This window comes from Haloactinopolyspora alba, from assembly GCF_003014555.1.
GTDB classification, from domain to species: Bacteria; Actinomycetota; Actinomycetes; order Jiangellales; family Jiangellaceae; genus Haloactinopolyspora; species Haloactinopolyspora alba.
In genome coordinates, this window is the sequence record NZ_PYGE01000009.1 from 140,295 (window position 1) to 152,417 (window position 12,123).

A 12,123-nucleotide genomic window follows, 5' to 3' on the forward strand; every position below is an offset into this window, starting at 1 on the left:
TCAAGGCTGAACTCGCCCGGCTTCGCGACGCTGACATCGTCCGGCTGCTCGTTGCTGGAGGACGACGGCATGCCCACGGGCGACGCGGACGGTGTCGTCGCGGCGCTGATCGGCCTGGTCGAAGCCGAGACCGAGGTGCTGGCCGCGGCGGCCGCAGCGGCGGCCGATGACCTCGACGCGTGGATGGTGGACGACCTGCTTCCCGACGACACCGCTGCCGCCATCGCATTGATCGAGCACCGCTGGGCCGTCGGGTTGCGTGGTGCGATCACCCGTGCGAACGGCTTCTTGCTGAACGACACCTGGATCAGCCCGGACGACCTCGAACTGATCGGTGTCACCGAGAACGGAGCAGGCTGATGACCAAGAAGTTCAACGGCGCTGTCGACGTCGACGTTCGTGACTCGACGCCGGACTGGGAACCGTATCTTCAGCCGGTGGCACCGGACGGTGCGCCGAACGTGCTCTACATCGTGCTCGACGACGTCGGGTATTCGGCCATGGAGCCGTGGGGTGGGCTGATCGAGACGCCGAACATCAGGCGGCTCGCTGAGCGAGGCCTGACGTACACCAACTGGCACACGACGGCGTTGTGCTCGCCGACCAGGTCGTCGTTGCTGACCGGACGCAACCACACGACCAACGGGATGGCGTGCATCGCCGAAGCCACTGTCGGGTTCCCCAACGGGAACGGTCACATCCCGTTCGAGTGCGCCACGATCGCCGAGGTGCTGAGCGAACGTGGCTGGAACACGTACATGCTCGGCAAATGGCACCTGTGCCCGTCCGACGAGATGAACATGGCCTCGTCGAAACGGAACTGGCCGGTCGGCCGCGGTTTCGAGCGCTACTACGGCTTCCTCGGCGGCGAGACGAATCAATGGTATCCGGACCTGGTCTACGACAATCACCCGGTGGAACAGCCGGCGTTGCCCGAGGACGGCTACCACCTGACCACCGACCTGACCGACAAGGCGATCGAGTTCATCCGCGACGCCAAGATGATCACGCCGGACAAGCCGTTCTTCATGTACTTCTGTCCCGGTGCCACGCACGCTCCGCACCACGCTCCGGAGGAGTGGATCGAGAAGTACCGCGGGAAGTTCGACGAGGGCTACGAGGCCTACCGCGAGCGGGTGTTCGCCCGGCAGAAGGAGATGGGGATCTTCCCGGACAGCGCCGAACTGTCACCGCTGAATCCCTACGCCGACCAGCAGTCCCCGGACGGGGAGCCGTGGCCCCCACTGGATGTGGTGCGGCCGTGGGATGCGCTGTCGGACGACGAGAAGCGGCTGTTCGCCCGCATGGGCGAGGTGTATGCGGGCTTCCTGTCCCACACCGACCACGAGATCGGTCGGTTGCTGGACTACCTCGACCGGTCCGGCGAGTTCGACAACACGATCATCGTGCTGGTGTCGGACAACGGCGCCAGTGGCGAGGGCGGACCGAACGGTTCGGTGAACGAGAACAAGTTCTTCAACGACATCCCCGACGACATCGAGGAGAACCTGCGTCAGCTGGAGGAGTTGGGCTCGCCCGCGACGTACAACCACTACGCGGTGGGTTGGGCGTGGGCGTTCAACACCCCGTTCAAGATGTGGAAACGGTACAACTTCGAAGGGGGCGTGGCCGACCCGTTGCTGGTGTCGTGGCCGCGCGGCATACAGGCCCGGGGCGAACTACGGCACCAGTTCCTGCACGCCACCGACGTCGTCCCGACGGTGTACGACCTGCTCGGCGTGGAGCTGCCGGAGGTGGTCGACGGGTTCCCGCAGATTCCCTTGGAGGGCGTCAGCTTCCGATCGACGTTCGAGAGCGACGACGTCCCGACCCCGAAAGAGTCGGCGTTCTTCTCGATGCTCGGATCACGGGCGGTGTGGCACAAGGGCTGGAAGGCTGTCAGCGTCCATCCCACGATCGCGGGTTGGGGACGGTTCGACGAGGATCGCTGGGAGCTCTTCCACACCGATGCGGATCCCACGGAGAGCCACGACCTCGCCGCCGAGCACCCCGTGAAGCTGCAGGAGATGATCGGGCACTGGTTCCACCTGGCCGGAATGTACAACGGCCTGCCGCTGGTCGACCGCACCGCGGCAGAGGTTCTGGCGGACCCGACCCGACCTCAGGTGGCGGCGCCGCGCGGGCGGTATGTCTACTATCCGGGAACCGCCGAGGTGCCCGAATCTGCTGCGGTGAATGTCCGCAACCGCGATTTCACCATCGCTGTCGAGACGCACATCGAGACCCCGGACGCCGAGGGTGTGTTGTTCTCTCACGGCGCCCGCTTCGGGGGACATGCGCTCTACGTCAAGGCCGGCAGGTTGCACTACGTCTACAACTTCGTCGGCAGCAAGGTACAGACGATCGTCGGCGACGTTCCCGTGCCCACCGGCGATGTCGTGCTGTCGGCGGCGTTCGTCAGCGAGGGCGACGGGCGCCCGACCACGGGCACGGTCAGCCTCTACGTCGACGAGGGGAAGGTCGGGGAGGGGACGATCGTCACCCAGCCGGGCAACTTCTCCCTTGTCGGCGAAGGGCTCAACGTCGGCAAGGACCCGGCATCCCCGGTGACCGAGGACTACCCCGGAACGAGCCCGTTCACGTTCACAGGTGGCACCATCAAGGCCGCCATCGTCGACGTGTCCGGTGAGCCGTTCGTCGATCTCGAGAAGGAAGCCGTGGCCATGATGGCCCGCGAGTAGCCCGGCTCAGGACTCGGTGTCGCGGCGACGCCGCCACTTCCGCCCTGCACGCGCGGGCCGCGGAGGTGGCGGAGCCGCCGCCACCGCTTCGGGTACGGCACGGGCTTCCATCGTCGCCAGGCTGCGCCGGAACGCATACCGGAACACGACCGTCAGCGTGGCCGCGACCGGCAACGCGAGTATCGCCCCGACGAAGCCGGCGAGAACGCCGCCGACGAGCACGGCCAGGTAGACCGTCATCGGCGTCAGTGACACGGCCGAGGCGAAGACACGCGGCGCGATGACGAAGTTCTCGAACTGTTGATAGGCGACGAAGAACACAGCGACGACCACGGCCGTCCCCACGCTGACGGTCAGGGCAACCAGGACCGCCACGACGGCCGCAAGTGTGGCGCCCACCTGCGGTACGGCGTCGAGCACGGCGACGACCATGGCCAGCAGAGCCGCGTACGGCATCCCGATGATGAGGAAGAAGATCGCCGAGGTGATCCCGGCACTGGCGCAGATGCCGAGCTGGCCGGTCACGTAGCCGCCCACGCGGCGGAACACCTCGGCGACCATGTCGACCTGGTCGGGGTCTCCGGCGGCCCGGCCGGCGAACGCCTTGATCCGCGGGAGCGCGAGCATCGTGTAGACGGTGGTGGCGGCGACGGTGAACCCGGTGAACACCGCGCCCCCGACGCTGGCGAGGAAACCGATCACCGCACCGATGGAACCGGCGGCAAAGGCCACGACGTCATCGATCGCGCTGCGCAGCTGCTGTTCGACCTCGGGACTGGCGAGGAAGTCGGCGACGGTCGAGCCGCCGAAGTGTCGGGACATCCGGTCGAGCATTTCCGGCAGGTCGGCGACGAACTCGCCGGCCTGCGCGATCGCGGGCCGCACGGCCACGGTGACGAAGACGGCGCCGCCCACCACCAGGGCCATGACGACGACCAGCACGGCCAACCCGCGCCGGCGCACCCGACGCTGCACCCTCCGCACCAGCGGGTCGAGGCCCGCGGCGAGAAGGAAGCCGACGATGACCATGACGATCACACCCCGGGTCACCCACGCCACCGCCGCCAGGGCGACAACCGTGATGACGACCGCGGCGGCCCGAGCCACGTAGCCCATCGGTGGCAGCACCGGGTCGACGCTCGTGGTGTCGCCCTCATCCGCTGTGGTCATGCCGGTCCTGGGCAGGTTCGATCGGGGCCGTCGGACGTGGCAGAGGGCCGGACGATACGCCTCGGGTTCATATCTCGTCGCTCCTTCAACGGGCCGGAGACCACACTCGTCGGCGTTGCGTACCCGCCGACAGCATCGGTCGCCGCACGTCGCGAGGCCCTCACCCGGGCGGGGTGAGATGTCGTCGGACTTCACCTCGGCCGGGTGAGGTCGCCGTGAGGCGGGCCGGCGGATCCTGGCGGTGCCTGGTCGGATCGAGGAGGCAGCATGGTGGCGTTCGGGCACGTCCGGAAGCGCAAACGTCAGGGCCAGCGGTCGCGAGCCGAGCGCGGCAGATGAGGGACTTCTTCTCCGGGTTCTCGTTCACGGGCTGGGACGCGGTCCTGGCCCTGGCGATCGTCGTCGGGGCCTGGTTCCTCGCGCGGTATGCCCGTCGGGCTGCCGACAGGATCCTGTCCCAGGTCAAAGTGCCCCACGACCTCCGCGACCTCGGTGTCCAGGCCACCGGATACGTCGTCATCTTCCTCGGGGTCGGTGTCGCGCTCAGTTTCCTCGGCGCGTCGATCCAACCGGTCCTCGCCGTCGTGGTCATGGCTGCCGCCGTCACGTTCCTCGCCCTGCGCGGCATCGCGGACAACGTCGCTGCGGGCGTGATCATCCAGACTCGCCGCCCGGTGCGCCTCGACGACTCGATCGAGGCGATGGGATTCGCCGGCCGGGTTCGCGAGATCAACAGCAGGTCGGTGATCATCGAGGCGCCGGACGGCCGCATCGTTCACCTGCCGAACCGACGGTTGCTCGACGACCCGCTGGTCAATCACACGGTGATGGGCCGGCACGCGTCCGCGATCCAAGTGCGGATCGGTGCCGGATATCGTGCGGACGTGGTGGCGATCATCACCGAGGTCCTGTCGCAGATGCCGAGCGTGCTCGCCGAGCCGGCCCCGACGGTACTGGTCTCGGCCGTCGAGACGGAGCGCACCATCATGACGGCGACATGCTGGCACCATCCGGCCGAAGGGCCGGTCGTGACATCCGCGGCGGTGGTGGCGATCAGCGACAGCTTGGCCGATCTCGGTCCTCCGGTGTCGGTCGTCGCGCCGCCTGTCGAGCCGGCGGTCCTCTCACCTGCGGACGTCTGAGGAACGGATCAGGCCCGAGCCCGCGGGACGTCCACCGAACTCGCGGAGTTCGCCAGCTGATCGCCGCAGTATCACCCGCTGAGGGTGAGGGGGCAGCGGTCGACGGGGGCGACCCTGACAGGTATCGGCGGTGCGTGGGAGGTGGGTCATGCGGTACGAGTTCCTGGTCGCAGGCAGCGTCTCCGAGACCGTCGAGGCCGCGTTCCCGGAGCTGACGGCGACCAGAGCCCGGGCCGGTGGCACATCGTTGCACGGCCCTGTCGAGGACGACGCCCGCGTCCGGGAACTGTTGGCGCGCTTCGAGGACCTCGGCATCACGGTCGTGGAGATGCGTCAGCTGCCCGACTGAACGCACGCCAGCGATGGGCCGCCACGACCACGGCCCTCGGCACCACCCAGCATGAGCGAAGGGACCGGACATGAGCGACACCCAGATCGAGGTCTTCGTCGCCACCTTCAACGAAGAACACGAGGCCGGAGCCGCTCTGGAACACTTCCGGGCGATGAGCCACGAAGGGTCGATCGAAATGATCGATGCCGCGGTTGTCGTCCGCGGGACCGACGGTGAGGTCACGTTCGAGGAGACCGCAGACCCGAGCGGCAGGAAATGGGCCAAACGAGGCACCGTCGCCGGTGGCTTGATCGGCCTGATCTTCCCACCCAGCCTTCTCGCGTCAACCGCCATCGGCGCCGCGGGCGGCGGCATCTGGGGCCGTATCAGAGACAAAGGTCTCCAGGACGACGACCTCCGCGCCATCGGTGACCGCCTCGAACCGGGGACTTCCGCGATCATCGCCGTCGCCGAGGACCATATGATCGAGCGGCTGTCGAGGAGCGTGGAGGGGTACAGGAACGTCGCCCGGCACGCGGTCAGCTCGGAGGCCGCCGCGGCCATCGTCGCCGCCGACCCTGAAGGGCAGACACCCGCATAGGATTGGGCCGGCCACTGCTGAAGCTCCTCTCCCGACGACTGCCCGCGGTCACCGCCGGCGGTCGCGAGTTCATGACGAACCTGTATGCAGCTGGGACGTGAGTATGAGTACCGATCCCGACAACGACGACGTGGATGACGACCTCGCAAACAAGTCTGACGCAGAGCTACAAACGGAGCTCCTCAGAAGAATGAAACGTGCCGGGGACAGTGCGAGGGTCCGACACGACCAGGTTTTCCAGCTGGACATGGACAATCTGTCGGCAGCACCAGACGATCCACTCCTGCAGATCGGGTACGCGCTGGTCCCTCAGCTCCCAGGGCACTGGGACGACGTGCTCCTCGATCTGACGTCGGCCGCGGACGACGTCAGGACGATGGCCATGGTCCGCATGCAAGAAGAAGGCGACGAACCGCCCGACAACCGAATCCACTTCTTCTCTGACCTTACTGAGCCGGCCTTGGCGTTGCGCCGGTCGACGTACGAACCCAACGGGCGGGGCGCGTGGTACACCGCCATGATCAGACTCGCGCGAGATGGCACGATCACCGCCAAGTTCGAATTCGATCTCCCGCCGTTCGGACTGTGGGGGCCGAACGAGGTCGCCCTGGTGTCGCGTGACCAGGAGCTCTACCCCCGCGATCCTGCACGCCTACCGCGGTGGCATCCCGCGCGCTGATTTACGTCGTACAAGGGACAACGTCACCGACGGATCCACAGCAGACCTCGCTCAGGTCGACCGGGCTGGGCCGAGTACCGCGACCGCCTCATCGGCACCGATGGTGGACCCAAGCCCATTCTGAAGATCCGGCTCGGCTACCTGGGGTGACCTGATGACGCACTTTGCGGCTGACGAAGCGGCCTTCAACGAACTGAAAGAGCAGGTTCACGGCACCTTGCACATCGGACGTCGACTCCCCGAGTGGCCGTTCAGGGCGCCGGCAGGATACGTAACGGTTTACGAGTACGACCGTGTGCTGGGGCTCGATTTCGGGTCGGTTCTGGACGCCTTGGCTCGTGGGCACGATGACGACAGCGTCGTTGTTCTGGGGCTTGAGCCCACACCTGCCTACTACCGAGACGAGTACGGGTTCCTTCCAGGACTACAGTTTGATCGGGGCGTGATCGTTGAAGGCTTTGCGGCTGGCCTCAGCCACGAGCCCGACGACGACCCGACCGGGAGGCTTGGTGACACGCTCGACGTCGTTGCCATCGCCGGATCGTCTGGGGCCTGGGGTATATGGGGGCAGCGAGACTGGGAGATCGGGCTGCTGCTCACGCCCGAGGAACGCGGGGCGTGGCTGGAAACCGGCGTTCCGTGGTTCGATCGCGACGTAGACCTCGACTCGATTCGATCACCTGCTGGGTGGGGAACAACTCTGAGCGCAGCGGATCGCGAAGAGTTCGCGAGGCAGCTTCGAGAACGCGGGGGCGGACCGTGATCGACGCGCACTTGGGAGGACGGCTCGACGAGTACGAACTGTCCAAGGTTTTGCGTCGTGGTAACGCAGGCTTGGCGAGTGGCCAAGTCCTTCACCACTGGTCTCTTGATGCGTTCGCGAGGATGCGTCCTCCGATGTTTCCGCTGATGGCAGCAATGACAACGGCGGCGAGCGTGGCGCTGAGCAGGAAGCCGGTGGGGAGGTCGAAGGCGTTGTTGGTGATGTGCGGGGCGAGGAGCCATCCGGTGGCGGCGGCGCCGCCGAGGCCGCCGATGGCGACGGGCCAGGTGAGGCGGACGGTGGCGATCGATTCGAAGACGTCGTGGCGTCCGACCAACAGCGGGTTGCGCACGAGGCCACGGCTTTCTTCGATGACGACGGCGGCCCAGGTCAGTGCAGCGACGATGAGCAGGGTCAGCACGCCGGGGACGCCGAAGACGTAGATCCATTGGGACTTGTCCTGTAGGTCGAGCGCACCAATGATGGCGTCGACGCCGATACGTTCCAGGCGGGCATCAAAGCCGACGGCGCGCTCGAGGTCACGGCCGAGTTCGACGTCGGGCAGATCCGTGCCGTCGTGACTGGCGAGAACGACGGTGGCCATGGACCCAGCCGACGATCGCTCGACATTCTCCGGTGGGGTGGGGCGGATGTCGACGCCTGGGGCGTCCCAGGTGAGCACCGCGGCCAGTCTGGGTGGGAGCTCGGCCGGCGTCAGGGTGGCGTCTGCGCACTCGACACCGAACGCCTGCAGGTCAGCGCATTCTCCCAGCACGACGGACGGATCGTCGCGCTCGACGCTCTCGTGGATGGTGATCGCAGCAATGCCACGGTCGCTGGCGAACCGGAGCACCTCGCTGATGCGGTCTTCATCGGCTCGCACGTTCAACGCCGAAGTACCGATCTGCTCGGAGGGTCGGCTCTGCGCCTCGGCGGGGGCAGTGAACAGGGCCAGGACGACAGCGGCGTGGCCGACGACGAGGACCAGTGACGTGATCGTTCCGGTGAGCCGGGCAATCGCTCGCGAGCGGTACGCCGTGATCCGCCAGCCCAAGAAGACACCGATGCCGCGACGCTGCAACGTGGGAATTCCACGACGACGCGCGATCAGTTGCAGCAACGTCGCCAGGGCGGCGGGAAGACAGATCACCGCGAGACCGGCGGCAGTAAGGGTCGACAGCGCCTGAACGACCCGATTGTCGAAGAAGACGATGATCCACGGCTGAACCGCCAGGACAACCAGCAAGACGACGGTCCGCCGCCAGGACGGCTTGTCGGCCGGCACCTGCAGCCGGGATGCCTCCAGGTCGTCTTTGCGACCGAGCGATCCGGCGGTCATGCGGTTCAGCGCGGCCCCGGAGAGCACGTGAGCGGCGACGATCACGACCGCGAGCAGCCAGGCGACGGGCCGCACCACCTCGGCCTGCAGGACGAAACCGGTGAACGGCAGCGTCGTGTCTGCCGCGGTGATCCGGGCCAGCACTCCGAGGCACAGGACGAGCGAGACCGAGCCGACGAGTCGGGTCCGCGGCGCTGCGATCCGGGCTCGGGCCCATCGGTCGGCGCCGAGGCGCACGAGCAGGCGGTGCCGGCGCCGGGTCTCGTCGTCGGCCACCCGCGCGGCCGAGGTGAGCGCGATCAGCCCCGGCAGGACGCACAAGAAGCCAGCCATCGCCCAGAACTCCTGCACGTCCCGGTCGTAGAGGTCTTCCCCCAGGCGCTGATAGACGGGGCTGCTGTCAGTCACACCAATGGTGCTGATCTGCCTTAGGCCGTGGTCAGCCTGAGCGTCGGTGCCGACGTAGGCGAACAACTCGGTGGCCGACACGAGACCGTCCTGACCGATCAGCCCGATGTCCTTGCCGAACCGGTCCGGCACCCCGTGCTCGGCGAGCAGATCACGCAAGGCCGGGCTGACCAGCGCCTCGCCCGGCTCCGGAAGTGCCGACACCCCCGGCGGCAGCGGCGGGTCAGCCCCGGTCTGCTGGAGGAAGACCACCGGCACTTGCTCGAAACCGACGGAGAGCCCATCAATGCCCCACAACAGTGGCGTCACCGTGCCGGCGCCAGAGTCCGTGACCGGCGCTCGTGCGCGGCCGACGTCTTCGCGGTGGTCATAGACCGCACTGGCGAGCACAGCGGCCGCTGCGCCCAGCGAGATCGTGACAAACGCCAGCAACGCCAGGACCGCGCCGAACCCGTTGACCCCGCGCAGCGATGTGCTGCGCCGGCCGATCCTCGCCAGGTTTCGCCGCAGTTGGCGTGGCGACGCAGCCTGGTGTCGTGTGCGAGCCGTCACGTCGCGTCGACCGATCGCACCGTGGCCAGTTCGATGGTCCGGTCCGCTGAGGCGGCGACCTGCTCATCGTGGGTGACGATCACTGCGGCCATCTGTTCGGAGCGGATCTTGGCGAACATCACCTCGAGGACTTCGTCGCGTGTCGCCCGGTCCAGCGCCCCGGTCGGCTCGTCAGCCAGCAGTAACGATGGCCGGGTGATCAACGCACGCGCCAGCGCCAGCCGCTGGGCCTCGCCACCGGACAAGTAGGCAGTGTCGGCAGCGGTCCGGACGCCGAGGTCCGCGATCAGCCACTCGGCATCCGCACGCACGCCATCCGGGTCACCACCTTTGAGCAGTCCCGGCAGCATGACGTTCTCCACGGGGCTCAGCTCAGGTAACAGATCGGCGTGCTGGAAGACGAAACCGATCGAGTCCAGCCGCACCTGCGCCCGTTGGGTGGAACTCATCTCGGTCAGCTCACGGTCAAGCAACCGAACCGATCCCGACGTCGGGATCCGCAGACCTGCCAGGCACGCCAAGAAGGTCGTCTTTCCGGACCCCGACGGGCCGAGTACCGCGACCGCCTCATCGGCACCGATGGTGAGGTCAGTCTGGGCGAGAAGCTGACGATCGCCCAGACTGACCTGCACCGACGAGGCCGTCAGCAACGCCGGTCGCTCTTCGACGGACTCAGACAAAAGGCCTCCGCCAAACAGGTTCGGTGACTAGCGGTAGAGTGCGGTCACAGCTCCTCACCGTGCACCCAGACAGCCCCCCAGCCCGCGAGTGCGCCCACAACGCTGGCCAGCACAATGAGGGCGAGCAGCGGCGGGGAGAATACTCCAACAAGTATGCCGATGGCGATGCCGACACGGGCGAACGTGGCCCCATAGCTCCGGTGGCGCTTGGCGGCACGCTGACGAGCGTGGAGCAGCGATGCAACGACACTAGACACGACAGACCAGCCGAACGCCAACAAGCCGATCAATAGGACAAATCCGGGGAAAGAATTCCAGAACCCGGAATAGAAGTGCATGTCCGCCAGCCACGCGTACCCGGCGGCTGCGAGCGCAACGCCGAACGTTGCGCCCAAGGCCGCGAGGACCACGGAAAATCGCATGTATTGAGTCTGGTCCACACCCAACTCCACCTCGGTATCGCCTTTAGACCCCGCCACCGAAGGGTGACGGGTCGTCGTGCGTCGCTACAGGTGCCGGAGCAGGGCCTGTTTGGCCTCCGCGAACTCGCTGTCCGTCAGGATGCCGTCTCGGTGCAGCTCGCCGAGTTCCCGTAGGCGTCTCAGGACCGTTTCCTGGTCGGGTGGGGTGTCCGTGGTGCCTGGGTGCTCGGTTCCGGTAGTGCCGGGAGAAACGGCCGTGTCGGTCACGGCGGCGGGATGGGGCAGCCGAGCGACCACGGCAGCCGCCAACAGGGAGATCGTGCCACCTTCGCGTCGCATGCCCCACGTGACGCAGTTCGGGTCGTGCTTGGGCAGCAGGGCCGAAGCGCCGCTGACTCGGAACCGGAGGAACCCGTTGGTGAATCCGATGATCGGTGTCCACTCGACGCCGTGGACGTCGTCCAGGGTGAACTCGCGTGCGCCGCTGGCCTTTTTCACCTGTTCGGCCCAGTCGGTCCACTCGATCCGGATCCGCGATCCGTCGAACGAGACCGTGCCGTCGCCGGCGCTGGCGGTGATCGGCACGGCGGGCGAACCCAGCAGGTAGCCGTCGGCGGCGCCGGGAGGGATCTGCTCGATGGTCAGCGCATTGCGCACCTCGTCGACGAGGTACTCGGCCACGCCCGTGGAGTCCTTGTCGACGCGCAGTCGGTACGGATCGGCGTCGTCGGCGAGCTTCCCGCTGGTGACCTGCAGGAACGGGTCAGCCCTCTCGCGGAGCCGCAGGCGCAACTGACCACCCTTGCGGCGCGGTTCGTAGGCGATACCGGAAATGGCGGCCAACGGGATCACGCGCTCACCGAGGGCCTGGCGCAGCGCGTGGACACGGCGATCTCCGCTCGGAACGACGCGCAGCGTGTCGCCGTCGAACGTCCACGTGCCGTCCTGCACCACTACCTCGGCCATCCCCGTGATCGTAGTGGGTCCGTGCGCGCCCGAGGCGGGGCCGCTGCCCTCGGCGCCGGACGGGCGACGCCACGATGCCGTCGGCGACGCGACCGTGAGGATTCCGGCAGATCGCGAGTCCGTGTAGGGTGCCGAGCACGCCAGCGGGGGAGACGGTCGGCTGGAAGCAGAGGTGTGCACCGTGACGTCGCCCTTCCTCGAGACTGACACCACCACCGGCTCGACACCGCGACGACGAGGTCTGGCCGGTGTCGCCTTGGCCGCTGTCCTGATCGGGCCGGGTGCCGCGGTTCTGTCGTCCGAACCGGCAGCGGCGGCGTCGCCGTCTCCTGTCACTCCCTCGCCGTCCCCGGCCACCCCGCCGCCAT

Annotated in this window: 12 protein-coding genes; 7 read left to right on the forward strand and 5 right to left on the reverse strand. The window is 67.4% G+C overall.

All coding sequences use genetic code 11. The annotated features are described in order from the left end of the window. Positions 1-69 precede the first annotated feature (69 nt). Complete coding sequence (locus tag CLV30_RS13865) at positions 70-360, forward strand: hypothetical protein (protein WP_205740858.1); 291 nt, start codon at positions 70-72, stop codon at positions 358-360. Continuing rightward, positions 360-2,702, forward strand: a complete 2,343-nt coding sequence (locus CLV30_RS13870) for a sulfatase-like hydrolase/transferase (RefSeq protein WP_106537812.1) — start codon at positions 360-362, stop codon at positions 2,700-2,702. Before CLV30_RS13865 ends, CLV30_RS13870 begins: the two co-directional genes overlap by 1 nt. A gap of 6 nt (positions 2,703-2,708) precedes the next feature. Here the strand turns inward: CLV30_RS13870 and CLV30_RS13875 are convergent, their stop codons facing one another. Further along, a complete protein-coding gene (locus tag CLV30_RS13875) occupies positions 2,709-3,872 on the reverse strand; it encodes an AI-2E family transporter (RefSeq protein ID WP_106537813.1) in 1,164 nt (387 codons plus the stop codon). 335 nt (positions 3,873-4,207) lie between these two features. Between CLV30_RS13875 and CLV30_RS13880 the strand changes: the two genes are divergently transcribed. From CLV30_RS13880 to CLV30_RS13900, 5 genes are all read left to right on the forward strand, one after another. Beyond that, the gene (locus CLV30_RS13880) at positions 4,208-5,014 is read left to right on the forward strand and encodes a mechanosensitive ion channel family protein (RefSeq protein ID WP_106537814.1); all 807 of its coding nucleotides are present in this window, start codon (positions 4,208-4,210) and stop codon (positions 5,012-5,014) included. Between the two features lie 148 nt (positions 5,015-5,162). Next, positions 5,163-5,363, forward strand: coding sequence for a hypothetical protein (locus CLV30_RS13885; protein ID WP_106537815.1), 201 nt, complete (start codon positions 5,163-5,165; stop codon positions 5,361-5,363). Between the two features lie 70 nt (positions 5,364-5,433). Next, entirely contained in the window at positions 5,434-5,946 is a 513-nt protein-coding gene (locus CLV30_RS13890) for a DUF1269 domain-containing protein (RefSeq protein ID WP_106537816.1), read from the forward strand. 103 nt (positions 5,947-6,049) lie between these two features. Next, positions 6,050-6,625 (forward strand): hypothetical protein, encoded by a 576-nt coding sequence (locus tag CLV30_RS13895; protein WP_129711016.1) that lies wholly within the window; start codon positions 6,050-6,052, stop codon positions 6,623-6,625. Between the two features lie 154 nt (positions 6,626-6,779). Continuing rightward, complete coding sequence (locus tag CLV30_RS13900; RefSeq protein ID WP_106537818.1) at positions 6,780-7,388, forward strand: hypothetical protein; 609 nt, start codon at positions 6,780-6,782, stop codon at positions 7,386-7,388. A 91-nt stretch (positions 7,389-7,479) separates the two neighbouring features. Here the strand turns inward: CLV30_RS13900 and CLV30_RS13905 are convergent, their stop codons facing one another. From CLV30_RS13905 to CLV30_RS13920, 4 genes are all read right to left on the reverse strand, one after another. Continuing rightward, on the reverse strand, positions 7,480-9,687 hold the full coding sequence (locus tag CLV30_RS13905; RefSeq protein ID WP_106537819.1) for a hypothetical protein: 2,208 nt from the start codon (positions 9,685-9,687) through the stop codon (positions 7,480-7,482). Continuing rightward, a complete protein-coding gene (locus tag CLV30_RS13910; protein WP_106537883.1) occupies positions 9,684-10,319 on the reverse strand; it encodes an ABC transporter ATP-binding protein in 636 nt (211 codons plus the stop codon). The genes CLV30_RS13905 and CLV30_RS13910 overlap by 4 nt, the downstream gene beginning before the upstream one ends. 92 nt (positions 10,320-10,411) lie before the next feature. Next, complete coding sequence (locus CLV30_RS13915) at positions 10,412-10,807, reverse strand: hypothetical protein (protein ID WP_129711017.1); 396 nt, start codon at positions 10,805-10,807, stop codon at positions 10,412-10,414. 66 nt (positions 10,808-10,873) lie between these two features. Continuing rightward, positions 10,874-11,755: a DUF4429 domain-containing protein gene (locus CLV30_RS13920; protein WP_106537821.1), complete on the reverse strand. Its 882-nt coding sequence runs from the start codon at positions 11,753-11,755 to the stop codon at positions 10,874-10,876. Between the last annotated feature and the right edge of the window lie 368 nt (positions 11,756-12,123).